This is a genomic window from Streptomyces humi, assembly GCF_001005085.2.
GTDB lineage: Bacteria > Actinomycetota > Actinomycetes > Streptomycetales > Streptomycetaceae > Streptomyces > Streptomyces humi.
The window spans coordinates 202,215-216,268 of record NZ_LBMU02000016.1; the positions used below are offsets into that span (position 1 = coordinate 202,215).

At 69.6% G+C, this 14,054-nt stretch carries 14 protein-coding genes; 2 read left to right on the plus strand and 12 right to left on the minus strand.

All coding sequences use genetic code 11. The features are described 5' to 3' along the window. Positions 1–10: 10 nt before the first annotated feature. The 5 genes from AAW13_RS06390 to AAW13_RS06410 all read right to left on the minus strand — a co-directional run bounded on the left by AAW13_RS06390 (position 11) and on the right by AAW13_RS06410 (position 5,359). Positions 11–964 carry a helix-turn-helix transcriptional regulator gene (locus AAW13_RS06390; RefSeq protein WP_046726736.1) on the minus strand — a complete coding sequence of 318 codons (954 nt, stop codon included), beginning with the start codon at positions 962–964 and terminating at the stop codon, positions 11–13. A gap of 202 nt (positions 965–1,166) precedes the next feature. Further along, positions 1,167–1,538: an FKBP-type peptidyl-prolyl cis-trans isomerase gene (locus tag AAW13_RS06395; RefSeq protein WP_046726737.1), complete on the minus strand. Its 372-nt coding sequence runs from the start codon at positions 1,536–1,538 to the stop codon at positions 1,167–1,169. A 74-nt stretch (positions 1,539–1,612) separates the two neighbouring features. Continuing rightward, positions 1,613–2,614: an FKBP-type peptidyl-prolyl cis-trans isomerase gene (locus tag AAW13_RS06400; protein WP_046726738.1), complete on the minus strand. Its 1,002-nt coding sequence runs from the start codon at positions 2,612–2,614 to the stop codon at positions 1,613–1,615. Positions 2,615–2,728: 114 nt separating this feature from the next. Then, positions 2,729–4,090 carry a Pup--protein ligase gene (pafA, locus tag AAW13_RS06405; RefSeq protein WP_028801611.1) on the minus strand — a complete coding sequence of 454 codons (1,362 nt, stop codon included), beginning with the start codon at positions 4,088–4,090 and terminating at the stop codon, positions 2,729–2,731. 9 nt (positions 4,091–4,099) lie between these two features. After that, on the minus strand, positions 4,100–5,359 hold the full coding sequence (locus AAW13_RS06410; RefSeq protein WP_046726739.1) for an MFS transporter: 1,260 nt from the start codon (positions 5,357–5,359) through the stop codon (positions 4,100–4,102). An 88-nt stretch (positions 5,360–5,447) separates the two neighbouring features. On the opposite strand from AAW13_RS06410, the gene AAW13_RS06415 reads away from it, so the two are divergent. Beyond that, positions 5,448–6,464 (plus strand): LacI family DNA-binding transcriptional regulator, encoded by a 1,017-nt coding sequence (locus AAW13_RS06415; protein WP_046726740.1) that lies wholly within the window; start codon positions 5,448–5,450, stop codon positions 6,462–6,464. Between the two features lie 65 nt (positions 6,465–6,529). Here AAW13_RS06415 and prcA read toward each other — a convergent pair whose 3' ends face one another. The 6 genes from prcA to arc form a co-directional block, all read right to left on the minus strand. Beyond that, positions 6,530–7,279, minus strand: a complete 750-nt coding sequence (gene prcA, locus AAW13_RS06420) for a proteasome subunit alpha (RefSeq protein WP_046726741.1) — start codon at positions 7,277–7,279, stop codon at positions 6,530–6,532. 71 nt (positions 7,280–7,350) lie between these two features. After that, positions 7,351–8,196, minus strand: coding sequence for a proteasome subunit beta (gene prcB / locus AAW13_RS06425; protein WP_046726742.1), 846 nt, complete (start codon positions 8,194–8,196; stop codon positions 7,351–7,353). Then, on the minus strand, positions 8,148–8,543 hold the full coding sequence (locus tag AAW13_RS47735; protein ID WP_079178722.1) for an endonuclease domain-containing protein: 396 nt from the start codon (positions 8,541–8,543) through the stop codon (positions 8,148–8,150). Before AAW13_RS47735 ends, prcB begins: the two co-directional genes overlap by 49 nt. Continuing rightward, a complete protein-coding gene (locus tag AAW13_RS06435; RefSeq protein ID WP_046726768.1) occupies positions 8,533–8,751 on the minus strand; it encodes a ubiquitin-like protein Pup in 219 nt (72 codons plus the stop codon). The genes AAW13_RS47735 and AAW13_RS06435 overlap by 11 nt, the downstream gene beginning before the upstream one ends. A 188-nt stretch (positions 8,752–8,939) precedes the next feature. Continuing rightward, on the minus strand, positions 8,940–10,451 hold the full coding sequence (gene dop / locus AAW13_RS06440) for a depupylase/deamidase Dop (protein ID WP_338059040.1): 1,512 nt from the start codon (positions 10,449–10,451) through the stop codon (positions 8,940–8,942). Between the two features lie 244 nt (positions 10,452–10,695). Continuing rightward, positions 10,696–12,462, minus strand: coding sequence for a proteasome ATPase (gene arc / locus AAW13_RS06445; RefSeq protein WP_071659450.1), 1,767 nt, complete (start codon positions 12,460–12,462; stop codon positions 10,696–10,698). Positions 12,463–12,997: 535 nt separating this feature from the next. Here arc and AAW13_RS06455 point away from each other — a divergent pair. Continuing rightward, positions 12,998–13,303, plus strand: coding sequence for a ferredoxin (locus tag AAW13_RS06455; protein WP_046734848.1), 306 nt, complete (start codon positions 12,998–13,000; stop codon positions 13,301–13,303). A 45-nt stretch (positions 13,304–13,348) separates the two neighbouring features. Here the strand turns inward: AAW13_RS06455 and AAW13_RS06460 are convergent, their stop codons facing one another. Further along, positions 13,349–13,930, minus strand: a complete 582-nt coding sequence (locus AAW13_RS06460) for a hypothetical protein (RefSeq protein WP_046734847.1) — start codon at positions 13,928–13,930, stop codon at positions 13,349–13,351. Between the last annotated feature and the right edge of the window lie 124 nt (positions 13,931–14,054).

Below are 14,054 nucleotides of genomic sequence, written 5' to 3' on the forward strand. Positions count from 1 at the left end.
CCGCTCCCCCTCAGCCCTTGGCCACGGCACGCAGCCGGTCCACCACGTCCGCACGCAGCTCGGCCGGCTCCAGGACCATCACGTCCGCCGCGAACTCGACCAGCCAGGCGTCCAGACCGTGCCCGTACGGAATCTCCAACTCGTCCCACCCGTCACCGAGTTCCCGCACCGCCGTGGCCTTCGCCCGAAGGGGGTAGCCGGCGCCGGACCGCAGCCGGATCAGGGCGGAGCGGTCGGCGATCTCCCCGGCCCAGCTCGCGACGGTCTCGCGCACGGTGACGACGTCCGGGACCGGCACGGTGAAGCCGGTGCCCCGGGAACGGACCCGTCCGGTGATCCGCGACAGCCGGAACACCCGCTCGGCGCCGCGGTCCCGGTCCCAGCCCGCCAGGTACCAGTGGCCGCGCCAGCACTCCAGGGCCCAGGGCTCCACATGCCGGGGCTCGGGGTGGGCGGCGGTGGCCTTGCGGTAGTCGAAGACGACCGGGCGGCGGTCGCGGCAGGCCAGCATCAGCGGTTCGAAGGCGGCCTCGTGCACGGGGATGCGCGGTTCCAGGGCGCCGTGCGCCTCGTACGGGTCGACGTCCTCGGGGATCCCCGCCGCCCGCAGCTTCTGTAGTGCGCCGCTGGCCGCGCCGGCCAGCCGGGCCTGCTGCCAGACCTTGGCGGCCAGCCCGAGGGCGGCGGCCTCCTCGGCGTCCAGGGTGATGGGGGGCAGCCGGTTGCTGTCGCGGCGCGCGAGGTAGCCGACCTCGCCGTCCAGGTTCTCGACGGTCTCGATCACCAGGCCGAGTTCACGGAGATCGTCCTTGTCCCGCTCGAACATCCGGTTGAAGGAGTCGTCCGATCCCGCTTCGAGGTAGGCCTCGATGGATTCCCGCAGCTCACGCTTGCTGAGCGGTCGCCGCGTCCCCAGCAGGCACAGCGCCAGGTTCATCAGCCGCTCGGCCTTGGCAATGGCCATCGACGCCCTTCGCCTTCCCTATGGTGCTCCTGACCGATGACCGTACCGCTCCGGAGCGTCACGGCAAAAGCCAGTCCGAACATCCAGGACCGAAACGGACAGGACATGACAGAAACGAGGGCCCGCGCGGACGGCGCGAGCCCTCGACCGGCCGGTGTCCGGCCGGAAACGGTCCGCGCCCGAGGGCGCCGACCAGGGAAGATCAGACCCCGAGCAGATCCACGACGAAGATCAGCGTCTCGCCGGGCTGGATCGCCGGCGTCGGGCTCTGGTTGCCGTAGGCGAGGTGGGCCGGGATGGTCAGCTGGCGGCGGCCGCCGACCTTCATGCCCTGCACGCCCTGGTCCCAGCCCTTGATGACCCGGCCACCGCCCAGCGGGAAGCGGAACGGCGTGCCACGGTTCCAGCTGGCGTCGAACTCCTCGCCGGTGCTGAACGCGACACCCACGTAGTGCACGGTGACGGTCTGGCCCGCCTGGGCCACCTCGCCCTCGCCTTCCCAGATGTCCTTGATCTCCAGGTCGGCCGGGGGCTCGCCGCCAGGGAAGTCGATCTCGGGCTTGTCGATGCTCACGTCTCTAGCTCCTGCTTGTGTACGACACGGAACCCGGACAGTCTTTCATCCCCGCCGCCCCGGTGCCCGCCCGACTACATCGCCGCCAGGATGTCCACCGAGAACACCAGCGTGGACCCCTTCTTCACGACACCACCGCTCGGCGGGTTGTTCCCGTAGGCCAGGTCCGGCGGTACGACGACCAGCACCCGGCTGCCCACCTTCTTCCCGGTGATCCCCTGGGCCAGCCCCTTGACGACCTCCTGCATCTGGGCCACCGAGAACTGGCTCAGCCGCCCGCTGTCGTACGTCTGCTCGAAGGTCTTGCCGCCGTCCCAGACCACGCCCTTGAACTGGCACAGGATCGTCTGCGAGGCCTGCACCTGCGGCCCGTCGCCCTCCAGGACGTAGGCCGACACCAGCTTCTTCGGCGGGTCGGCCTTGGGGATCTCGATCGACGGGGCCTTGCCGTCCGTGTTCGTGCCCACCTTCGGCAGCGCGGCGTCGCTCTGCGCGACCTCCTTGCCCGTGCTGGAGCTCCGGGAGTTGAACGAGGCCAGCACGTCCACCACGAACACGAGCGTGTCCGTGCCCTTGATGCCCGCCTGGGAGTTGCCCGAGGTGCCGTATCCCCACTTGGGCGGCACCGCCATCAGGACCCGGCTGCCCACCTTCTTCCCGGCCAGCGCGTACCGCCAGCCGTCGATGATGCTGCCCTGCGCCAGCTGCATCACCAGCGGCGTACGGTCGTAGGACTGGTCGAAGACCTTCGCCGTGGACCAGATCTGCCCGAGGTAGTTGGCCTGGATGAAGTCGTTCTCCGCGACGGCCTTGCCGCCCCCCGCGATCACGGTCTTCACCGCCAGGTTCTCCGACGGATCACCGCTGCCCTTGGACACCGTCGGCTTCTCGTCGAACTTCGTGCCCGCCGTGATCGCCGGCAGCGGGCCGTCCACGATCTTCGGTGGCGGCACCGAGGAGGCGGAGGCCGACGGCGACGCAGTGGCCTTGCTGGAGGAGGACGAGTCGTCACCGCACCCGGCGAGTGTGACCAGTCCTGCGGGAACGGCGGCAAGGAGAAGAGAGCGTCGGCGCACGGAAGAGCCTCGTAATCGGTCGATCTTGCGGATGGCGTGCGCGCAACTCTACGACGCGACACGGGCGCCGTACGGGAAACGTACGGCGCCCGTGTGGCGTTCCACGGCTTCCGATCACATACCGGCGATGAGTTTCTCCACCCGGTCGTCCACGGAACGGAACGGGTCCTTGCACAACACGGTGCGCTGCGCCTGGTCGTTGAGCTTCAGATGCACCCAGTCGACCGTGAAGTCCCGCCGCTGTTCCTGGGCCCGCCGGATGAAGTCCCCGCGCAGCCGCGCCCGAGTCGTCTGCGGCGGCACCGACTTACCCTCGAAGATCTTCAAGTCATTGCAGATCCGCGCGGCTTGTCCCTTCTTCTCCAGGAGGTAATACAGACCCCGACGACGGTGGATGTCGTGATAAGCGAGGTCTATCTGCGCCACCCGCGGATGGGACATGGTCATGTTGTGCTTGGCCCGGTACCGCTCGATGAGCTTGTACTTCATCACCCAGTCGATCTCGGTGCCGATCCGGTCCAGATCCTCCGCCTCGATCGCGTCCAGGGTGCGGCCCCACAGCTCCAGCACCTGCTCGACGGTGCCGGTGCGGATACCGCGCCGCTCGCAGAAGTCCACGGCCTTCTCGTAGTACTCCCGCTGCACCTCCAGCGCCGAGGCCTCCCGGCCGCTGGCGAGACGCACCTTGCGCCGGCCCGTGATGTCATGGCTGACCTCGCGGATCGCCCGGATCGGGTTCTCCAGGGTCAGGTCACGCATCACCGTGCCCGCCTCGATCATGCGCAGCACCAGGTCGGTGGCGCCGACCTTCAGCAGCATCGTCGTCTCGGACATGTTCGAGTCGCCCACGATGACGTGCAGCCGGCGGTACCGCTCGGCGTCCGCGTGCGGTTCGTCCCGCGTGTTGATGATCGGCCGGGAACGTGTCGTCGCCGACGACACGCCCTCCCAGATGTGCTCCGCCCGCTGGCTCACGCAGTACACCGCACCGCGCGGGGTCTGCAACACCTTCCCCGCGCCGCACAGCAGCTGCCGGGTCACCAGGAACGGGATGAGGATGTCCGCGAGGCGGGAGAACTCCCCGTGCCGCGCCACCAGATAGTTCTCGTGGCAACCATAGGAGTTGCCCGCCGAGTCCGTGTTGTTCTTGAAGAGGTAGACGTCGCCCGCGATTCCCTCCTCGTGCAGGCGTCGTTCGGCGTCCACCAACAGCCCTTCGAGAATGCGCTCGCCGGCCTTGTCGTGAGTGACCAGTTCGGTCACGTTGTCACATTCGGGTGTCGCGTATTCCGGATGTGAGCCCACGTCGAGATACAGCCGGGCGCCGTTCCGCAGAAAGACATTGCTGCTACGGCCCCATGACACGACACGGCGGAAGAGGTACCGCGCCACCTCGTCAGGCGACAGGCGGCGCTGTCCCCTGAACGTGCACGTGACGCCGTACTCGTTCTCCAGCCCGAAAATGCGGCGGTCCATGACTGAACATTACGCCCGATCCCCCGAGCTGAAACGGGGTTCGGCAGCACGATTTGGATCATTTTCCGAACCGGCGGCAACCACCGCGCCCCCACCGGGAGCTGCGAGGACCCGCCCCGTGACCACCAGGACCAGCAACGACACACCCCCCGCCACCGCCGGCAGCGCGAACCCCCAGAGCGCCCCGCCCGCCTCGACGACCGGCCCCGCGAGGCCCGTTCCCACCGACGAACCCACGGTGAACGTCGTCACGAGCCAGGAGAACGCCTCGGTGACCGTGCCGCTCGGCGCGTGCCGGTCCACCAGCACGAACGCGCACGCGATGGCCGGGGCCAGGAACACGCCCGCGAGCACCGTGAGCGCCACCATGGCCACCGCGCCGGGCATCAGCATCAGCGGCAGGTAACACACCGCCAGAAGCGCCACCAGGACCCGCAGTCGCCGGGCCGGCTCGCCCGGCCACTGCCGCGCCCCGTACACCGCGCCCCCGAGCAGCGCGCCGAGCCCCAGGGCGGCCATCAGCCAGCCGTAGACCGCGGCACCGCCGTGGTCGTCGGCGTACGGCACCGACGCCACCGTGATGGAGCCCAGCGCCATGCCCACGAAGAAGAACGCGGCCAGCAGCGCCAGCAGCCCCCGGGAGCGCAGCGCCCCCAGCCAGTGCGCCTCGCGCGGCGCCGAACGCCACGTCCGCGAAGGCGCGGAGACCACCACGGACAGCGCCCCCAGCACCCCCACCGCGTTCACCACCAGCAGCGCCGCCTGCGCCGACCACAGCGACACGCACAACGTCACCAGCAACGGCCCGGCCGTGAACATGACTTCCTGGGCCACCGCGTCCATCGCGTACGCCGTGTGCACGCGCTCCTCGCCGCCGAGCACCTGGGGCCACAGGGCCCGGAGGCCGCCCTCCAGGGGCGGGGTGAACAGCCCGGCCGTCGCGACGGCCGCGTAGGCGAGCGGCAGCGTCCCGGTGCCCGCGAAGGCGAACCCGGCCATCGCGAGCGCCGACGCGAGGGCGGCGGGCAACTGGACGCGCGGCTGCCCGTACAGGTCCACCAGCCGTCCGAGCACCGGCTGCCCCACCGCGTTCGCCACGCCGTACACCGCCGCCAGCGCCCCGGCGAGGCTGTACGTGCCGCCCTGCGCCCGCACGAACAGCACGATCGCGAGGGCCGCGGTCGCGTTCGGCAACCGCCCCACCAGCGTCCCCGTCAGCAGCCGGGCCGCGTGCCTCGCCCTGAGGATCTCCAGGTACCCCGCGGCCATGACCCGCCTCCAAGTTTTACGTATAACCTCTTCGCCCATACGTACCATGTGCGCTGTTCACACGTCCAGACGAAGGAGCGCACCCCCGGTGGCACGCAGCAGTACGCGCCCCACGAGCCGCGACGTCGCCCAGGCCGCCGGCGTCTCCCAGGCCGCCGTCTCCCTGGTGCTCGGCGACAAGTGGCGCGGCCGCGTCTCCGAGACCACCGCCGAACGGGTCCGCGAGGCCGCCCGCGACCTCGGCTACCGCCCCAACCTGGCCGCTCGCAACCTCCGCCTCGGCCACACCCGCACGGTGCTCCTCGTCGTCCCCGCGCTCACCACCGAGTTCTTCGCGGGCGTCTACACCGGCGCCGCCAGGGTGGCCGCCGAGCACGGCTTCGGAGTCGTCCTCTACCCCTCCCCCGAGGGCATCGGCCCGGCCCGCGACCCCTTCGCCTCCGCCCAGGCCGCCCTCGACGGCGTCATCGCCTCCTCGATGGCCGCCGACGCCCTCACCGCGATCCGCGGCGACCAGCTCCCGCTGGTCATGCTCGACAGCGATCCGGCGGGCAGCCTCGGCGCCGCCACGGTGAACCTGGACATCGCCGACGGCGTGCGCCAGGTCGCCGAGCACCTGCTGGGCCTCGGCCACCGGCGCTTCCTGCACCTCGCCGCGGACGTCGCCTCCTGGACCTTCGAGGTGCGCGCCCGGGAACTGGCGGCGCACACGGCCCGGGTCCCGGGCGCCACCGTACGGACCGTCCGCGCCCCCATCTCCATCGAAGGGGCGCTGGCCGCCACCGAGGCCGCCCTCGCCGCTCCCGGCCTCCATCCCACCGCCCTCGTCTGCGACGACGACAAGCTGGCCGCCGGCGCCTACAAGGCCCTGCGCCGCCTCGGCCTGCGCGTCCCCGACGACATCTCCGTCACCGGCCTCGACGACCTCGCCCTCGCCACCGCCATCGACCCCGAGCTCACCACCGTGCGGCTCGACGCGGAACGCTTCGGCGAACACGGCATGCGGGCCCTCCTGGCCGTCCTGGAAGGCCGTGACCCCGAGGCCGGGGACATCCCCGTGGAACTCGTCGTACGAGGCTCCACAGCGCCCCCACGAGCCTCCTGACACACGCCCGCGCCCCGCCCGGGGACTCCCCGGACGGGGCGCGGAGCGCGAAACGGTTCGGAGGGCTACTCGACGTCCCCGCCGGACTCCTCCGCCTCGGCGGCCGTCGCCGGGCCCGCGGCCTCCAGCAGCCGGGACAGCTGCGGGCCGACGATCCGCCTGAACTTGCGCTGCTGCGGACGCGTACGGTCCAGGACCGCCACCTCCAGACGCTCGGCGGGGATCTCCCGCTGCGTGCCGTTCGACTCGCGCGACAGCGCCGTCACGGCCAGCTTCAGGGCCTCGGCGAGGGTCATGCCCTCCCGGTGCTCACGGTCCAGGTAGCTGCTGATCTGCTCCGCGTTGCCACCGACGGCCACCGAACCGTGTTCGTCCACGATGGAACCGTCGTGCGGCAGCCGGTAGATCTGGTCGCCCTCCGGGGTCTCCCCGACCTCGGCCACGACCAGTTCCACCTCGTACGGCTTCTCCGCCGCCGACGAGAAGATCGTGCCCAGCGTCTGCGCGTACACGTTGGCGAGGCCACGCGCCGTCACGTCGTCACGGTCATAGGTGTAACCACGCAGATCCGCGTACCGCACGCCGCCGATCCGCAGGTTCTCGTACTCGTTGTACTTGCCGGCGGCCGCGAAGCCGATCCGGTCGTAGATCTCGCTGAACTTGTGCAGCGCGCGGGACGGGTTCTCACCGACGAACACGATGCCGTCGGCGAACTGGAGCACCACCAGGCTGCGACCGCGCGCGATGCCCTTGCGGGCGTACTCGGCACGGTCCGCCATGGCCTGCTGAGGTGAGACATAGAACGGCGTCGACACCGGTATCCGTCCCCTTCCTTAGGGTTCCGTCGAAGTCACTGGGATCACCTTCACAACAAGCGCCGAGCGCCTCAGAGCAGCGCCGCGCGCGGGCCGTCCGGCTCCTCCAGACGGCGCGCCAGCACGGCACGGGACAGCTCGGAGGCCTCGTCCTCGGTGAGCCGGCGGAAGCCGTCCTCGGTGATCACGGTGATGATCGGGTAGATCCGGCGGGCGACATCGGGACCACCCGTCGCCGAGTCGTCGTCAGCCGCGTCGTACAGGGCCTGTACGACCAGTGTGGTCGCCTGCTCCTCGGACAGGTCGTCGCGGAACAGCTTCTTCATCGCACCGCGCGCGAAGATCGAGCCGGAGCCCGTCGCCGCGAAGTTGTGCTCCTCGGAACGGCCGCCCGTCACGTCGTACGAGAAGATCCGGCCCTTGGCCCGGTCCACGTCGAACCCGGCGAACAGCGGGACGACGGCCAGTCCCTGCATGGCCATGCCGAGGTTGGAGCGGATCATCGTCGACAGGCGGTTCGCCTTGCCCTCGAGGGACAGCTGGGCGCCCTCGACCTTCTCGAAGTGCTCCAGCTCCAGCTGGAAGAGCTTCACCATCTCCACGGCGAGACCGGCGGTGCCGGCGATGCCGACGGCCGAGTACTCGTCGGCCGGGAAAACCTTCTCGATGTCGCGCTGGGCGATCACGTTGCCCATGGTGGCCCGGCGGTCACCGGCCAGGACGACGCCCCCGGGGAAGGTGACCGCGACGATCGTCGTCCCGTGCGGCGCCTCGATCACGCCCTGGGTGGGCGGCAACTGCCGCTTGCCGGGCAGCAGCTCCGGCTGGTGCTCGCCGAGAAAGTCCATGAACGAGGAGGACCCAGGCGTCAGGAAGGCAGCTGGCAGACGCCCGGTGCTACGAGTGTTGGCTTCCACAAGTTTCCTTCCGGATAGGCAGCGGCCCGGCGAGCGGCGTCGGGCGTGTCCCTCAGTGTGCCGATGGCCGAATTGCGGTTGGAGCACAGTACGTCTCGGACCCTACCCGCCCGGTGGCGGTGATCCACATGAACGGGCGAGGCATCGAAGCGGATCGCGCCGGGTCCGCACACGGCCCCCGGCGAGTGCGCCTTCCCCGGCTTCCCGGCCGGGCCGCACCTGTGACCACGAAGGCTGCGCGCGGCTCTGCTCCCCGCACCGCGCGCAGCGCTTCGCACCCGTCTTCCCCCGACACCCCGGTTCCTCGCTCGCCCCTCGAATCGAAGGGGAAGGGGCTTACTGACCACCCTTTTGAACGAAGGACCGCACGAAGTCCTCCGCGTTCTCCTCGAGCACGTCGTCGATCTCGTCGAGCACCGAGTCGACGTCGTCGCTCAGCTTCTCGTGCCGCTCCTTGAGGTCCTCGGAAGCCTGCGCCTCCGGCGCCTGCTCCTCGACCTCCTCGGTGGAGTGCGTCGCCTTCTGCTGCCCGCCGCCGGTGTCCTTGGTTGCCATAACCCTCACCCCGCTCAGTTCGCCCGACATGGTCGACAGGTCGGCTTTCCTGCCGATCGGTGATGATCAGACCCTACAAGCCGGATCCGACATCGGCCCCGCAGTTTCTCCAACGTACGGGGGCCATCTCGATGATTCCCGGGCGGCGGGATTTTGACCCGTCCGCCCGGTACGGCCCGTGGGCCCGCTCAGCCGCCGGAGAGGACCCTGACCAGGTCTTCTGCGGTGCGACAGCGGTCCAGGAGCTCCTTGACGTGATTTCGCGTTCCGCGTAGCGGTTCCAGGGTTGGAACGCGCTGGAGGGAGTCGCGGCCGGGGAGGTCGAAGATGACCGAGTCCCAGCTGGCCGCGGCGACGTCGTCGGCGTACTGCTCGAGGCAGCGGCCCCGGAAGTAGGCCCTGGTGTCCTCGGGCGGGTTCGTACGGGCCCGCTCGACGTCGGTCTCCGTCAGGAGACGCTTGATGCGGCCCCGGGCCACGAGGCGGTTGTAGAGGCCCTTCTCGGCGCGCACGTCGGCGTACTGGAGGTCGAGGAGGTGGAGCTTGGCGGCGTCCCAGTCCAGGTCGTCGCGGCGTCGGTAGCCCTCCATGAGCTCCTTCTTGGCCACCCAGTCGAGTTCCCCGGCGAGGCTCATGGGGTCGTTCTCCAGGCGGTTCAGGGTGTCCTCCCAGCGGGCGAGGACGTCCTTGGTCTGCTCGTCCGCGTCGGCGCCGTAACGCTCCTCCACGTACTTGCGCGAGAGCTCGTAGTACTCCATCTGGAGCTGGACGGCGGTGAGCGTGCGCCCGCTGCGGAGGGTGACGAGACGCTTGAGCGTCGGGTCGTGGGAGACCTGGTGCAGCGTCCGTACCGGCTGGTCGACCGCCAGGTCCACCGCGATGAAGCCGTCCTCGATCATGGAGAGGACCAGGGCCGTGGTGCCGAGCTTGAGGTAGGTCGAGATCTCCGACAGGTTCGCGTCGCCGATGATCACGTGCAGCCGGCGGTACTTCTCCGCGTCCGCGTGCGGCTCGTCGCGGGTGTTGATGATCGGGCGCTTGAGCGTGGTCTCCAGGCCCACTTCGACCTCGAAGTAGTCCGCGCGCTGGCTGAGCTGGAACCCGTGCTCGTGGCCGTCCTGGCCGATGCCGACGCGGCCGGCGCCGGTGACGACCTGCCGGGAGACGAAGAAGGGCGTGAGGTGGCGCACGATGTCCGAGAACGGGGTCTCCCGCTTCATCAGGTAGTTCTCGTGCGTGCCGTAGCTGGCGCCCTTGTTGTCGGTGTTGTTCTTGTAGAGGTGGATGGGCTGGGCACCGGGGAGCTGGGCGGCCCGCTCGGCGGCCTCGGCCATGATGCGTTCGCCGGCCTTGTCCCAGAGGACGGCGTCGCGGGGGTTGGTGACCTCGGGGGCGCTGTATTCCGGGTGCGCGTGGTCGACGTAGAGGCGGGCGCCGTTGGTGAGGATGACGTTGGCGAGGCCGATGTCCTCGTCGGTGAGCTGGCTGGCGTCGGCGGCCTCGCGGGCGAGGTCGAAGCCTCGGGCGTCCCGCAGCGGGTTCTCCTCCTCGAAGTCCCAGCGGGCTCGTCGGGCCCGGTGCATCGCCGCCGCGTAGGCGTTGACGATCTGGGATGAGGTGAGCATGGCATTGGCGTTGGGGTGGCCGGGCACGGAGATGCCGTACTCCGTCTCGATGCCCATTACTCGCCGTACGGTCATGCGGCCCTCCTTGCCCGGCGGAGCCCTCGGTCGTGGGCTGCGCTCGCGTACCGCTGGCGCTCCGGTGCGTGTGCGGTGCCCGTCCCCGCACTGCGCGATTCGGCGGTAGGAAAGAGCCTAGAACGCCTTTGCGCTGGTGGGGAGATCATTTGCGTCATTGCCTTGCTCGCCTCGGTTCCGGTTTTGGCCGGAAAAACAGTGGGCTGCGGGTACCCGGTGAGGGCACCCGCAGCCGCCCTGTGTTTTACAGGTACTGCCCGGTGTTCGCCACCGTGTCGATGGAGCGCCCCGTGTCGGCACCCTGCTTTCCGGTGATGAGGGTACGGATGTAGACGATCCGTTCGCCCTTCTTTCCGGAGATCCGGGCCCAGTCGTCGGGGTTCGTGGTGTTGGGCAGGTCCTCGTTCTCCTTGAACTCGTCCACGCAGGCCTGGAGGAGGTGGGAGACGCGGAGACCCTTCTGGTTGTGGTCGAGGAAGTCCTTGATCGCCATCTTCTTGGCACGGCCGACGATGTTCTCGATCATCGCGCCCGAGTTGAAGTCCTTGAAGTAGAGGACTTCCTTGTCGCCGTTGGCGTAGGTGACTTCCAGGAAGCGGTTCTCCTCGGATTCGGCGTACATGTGTTCCACGGCCGTCTGGATCATGCTCTCGACGGTGGTGGCCTTGCTGCCGCCGTGCTCTCCGAGGTCGTCGGAGTGCAGTGGGAGGCGCTCGGTGAGGTACTTGCCGAAGATGTCCTTGGCGGCCTCGGCGTCGGGACGCTCGATCTTGATCTTCACGTCGAGCCGGCCGGGGCGCAGGATCGCGGGGTCGATCATGTCCTCGCGGTTGGAGGCACCGATGACGACCACGTTCTGAAGGCCCTCGACACCGTCGATCTCGGCGAGCAGCTGGGGGACGATCGTGTTCTCGACGTCCGAGCTGACCCCGGAGCCACGGGTGCGGAAGAGGGACTCCATCTCGTCGAAGAAGACGATGACGGGGGTGCCCTCGCTGGCCTTCTCCCGGGCACGCTGGAAGACGAGGCGGATCTGCCGCTCGGTCTCGCCGACGTACTTGTTCAGGAGCTCGGGGCCCTTGATGTTGAGGAAGAAGCTCTTGCCCGCGGCCTGGCCGGTGACCTCGGCGACCTTCTTGGCCAGCGAGTTGGCGACGGCCTTGGCGATGAGCGTCTTGCCGCATCCGGGCGGCCCATAGAGCAGGACGCCCTTGGGCGGACGCAGTTCGTGCTCCTTGAACAGGTCCGGGTAGAGGTAGGGGAGCTCGACGGCGTCGCGGATGGCCTCGATCTGGCCGCCGAGGCCGCCGATCTGCTCGTAACCGATGTCGGGTACTTCTTCGAGGACGAGTTCCTCGACCTCGCTCTTGGGCACGATCTCGTAGACGTAGCCGGAGCGCGGCTCCAGGAGCAGGGCGTCGCCGGGGCGGATGTTCACGTCCAGCAGCGGCTCGGCGAGCCGCACCACCCGCTCCTCGTCGGTGTGGCCCAGCACCAGGGCCCGCTCGCCGTCCTCCAGGATCTCCTTGAGGGTGACGATGTCACCGGCGCGCTCGAACTCCATGGCCTCGACCACGTTGAGCGCTTCGTTGAGCATGACTTCCTGGCCGCGCCTGAGGTCGTCCAGGTCGACGCTTGGGCTGACGTTCACCCGCAGTTTGCGGCCGCCGGTGAAGATGTCGGCGGTGCCGTCCTCATTGGCTTGCAGGAAGACACCGAAGCCGGCCGGCGGCTGTGCGAGTCGGTCGACCTCCTCCTTGAGGGCCACGATCTGGTCGCGGGCCTCGCGGAGGGTGTTCGCGAGTCGCTCGTTCTGGGCGGACACGCCGGCCAGGTTTGTCTGTAGCTCGACGATCCGCTCTTCGAGAATCCTCGTGTGTCGCGGAGAGTCGGCGAGCTTGCGTCGCAGGACGGCGATCTCCTGCTCAAGGTAGGCGATCTGCCCGGACGGGTCGTCGGACCCTCGTCCCGGGCGGATGCCGCGGTTCATGTCGTCGTCGTGGGCTGCCACGGTCCTCACCTCCTCCAAGGGGAGCTGGACGCTTCCAGACCCTACCTGGGTGGGTGTCGATTGAAACCCCTAGATCACAAAGACTGTCAAGGTGTGTCGTCGGTCACCCGTTGCGTTCTTGCTCGTGCCGGGTGGATACCCACTCAACGCGATTCAGAAGCGGCGTGTTCCGGGTCTGGAGCGGTCAAAACCCTTCGTGACTGACCGGAGTTGTCCGCTCAGGTGCCGGTTCAGGTGTTGTGCCCCGGTGAGGCCTTCCTTACACAGAGCAACCGGACAGGTGGTGCGGGTGATCGCGCGCGGTGGCCGTGGGTTGGCTCAAGTCGATCGGTCCGGTGGCCGAGCGCCGCCGTCCCGCGTGGCGGCACGCGCCGTGTGCGCGGGCGCGGGGGTGTGCGGGGTGCGCCTGGGGAGGAGCGCGGGGCAGGGGTGGGGGTCCCGGGCGCGGAGGTAGGGTCGAGGGCGTTCAACATCCGCCGGGGCGGGTCCGGGTGGTCCCGGGGCCGGTGGTCCGGCGCTTTCGACGGCAGGAGAGATGACCGTGCAGCAGGAGGCCTTGGCCGACGGTGAGGCGCTGGAGGTCTGGATCGACCAGGATCTGTGTACGGGCGACGGGATCTGCGCCCAGTACGCCCCGGAGGTGTTCGAGCTGGACATCGACGGCCTGGCCTATGTGAAGGGCCCGGACGAGGAACTGCTCCAGGCGAAGGGGGCGACGGTCCCGGTGCCGCTGCCGCTGCTCACCGACGTGGTGGACTCGGCGAAGGAGTGTCCGGGCGAGTGCATCCACGTGCGCCGGGTCGCGGACCGGGTCGAGGTGTTCGGGCCGGACGCGGAGTGACTTTCCGGCCACCCCGCGTGCGGCGGGCCCGCGCCGGGGCGGCCGTCAGACGTCGCCGGTGGCCGCCGGGGTGGAGCGGACGAACGCGTGGCCGTTCCAGTGCCAGCCGGCCCGGGTCTTCACGTCCGGGCAGCAACTGGGCACGTCGTCCGAGGAGTAGCCGAGCAGCGTCGCGGTGACCGTCCCCGCGGCCAGGGCGAAGTCGGTCACCGTGTACCGGTCCTTGGGATCGACGAGGGTGGCGACGACGCGCGGCGCGGTGGCGCCGGCGGCCTGGGTGAGGACGTAGACGCCGTCGGGCGGGGTGCCCATGGCCGAGTCGCAGTGGACCACCGCCACGGTTTCCGGTCTGCCGTCGCCGTCGAGGTCGCCGGTGGCCTTCTTGACGACCAGCTCCTTCACCGGGCCGCAGTCGAGGGGGAAGTCCACGCCGGTGGTACTGGGCGGCGCGGCGGCCGCGGGGGCGGGTTTCGTCCCGGTCCCGGCCTCGGGCTGGGCGGCTTTGGCCGAGCCCGGCTGGAAGAGGGACGACAGGGCCACCACGCCGGCCACCGCGGCGGCGGTGGCGAGCCAGTGCATGGGGCGGGTGTCGGTGTGAGCGAGCTCCGGGACCACGGATTGCTGCACTAGGAGTGTCTCCTGTGAGGCCTGTGCCGGTGGGGAATGGCTCGCATGGTGCCACACGTCACAGTGGGTGGGAACGGCGGGGTGTGCTTCTTCCTCGGGCGGCCGCAACGCGTGAGCGCCGCCG

What these genes read in the sequence shown, in the direction of transcription:
- AAW13_RS06410 (WP_046726739.1), bottom strand. Translation starts at nt 5,359, where the DNA reads ATGGCCGCGGGGTACCTGGAGATCCTCAGGGCGAGGCACGCGGCCCGG.
- AAW13_RS06390 (WP_046726736.1), bottom strand. Translation starts at nt 964, where the DNA reads ATGGCCATTGCCAAGGCCGAGCGGCTGATGAACCTGGCGCTGTGCCTG.
- pafA (WP_028801611.1), bottom strand. Translation starts at nt 4,090, where the DNA reads ATGGACCGCCGCATTTTCGGGCTGGAGAACGAGTACGGCGTCACGTGC.
- AAW13_RS06455 (WP_046734848.1), top strand. Translation starts at nt 12,998, where the DNA reads ATGACCGTGCAGCAGGAGGCCTTGGCCGACGGTGAGGCGCTGGAGGTC.
- AAW13_RS06435 (WP_046726768.1), bottom strand. Translation starts at nt 8,751, where the DNA reads ATGGCAACCAAGGACACCGGCGGCGGGCAGCAGAAGGCGACGCACTCC.
- dop (WP_338059040.1), bottom strand. Translation starts at nt 10,451, where the DNA reads ATGACCGTACGGCGAGTAATGGGCATCGAGACGGAGTACGGCATCTCC.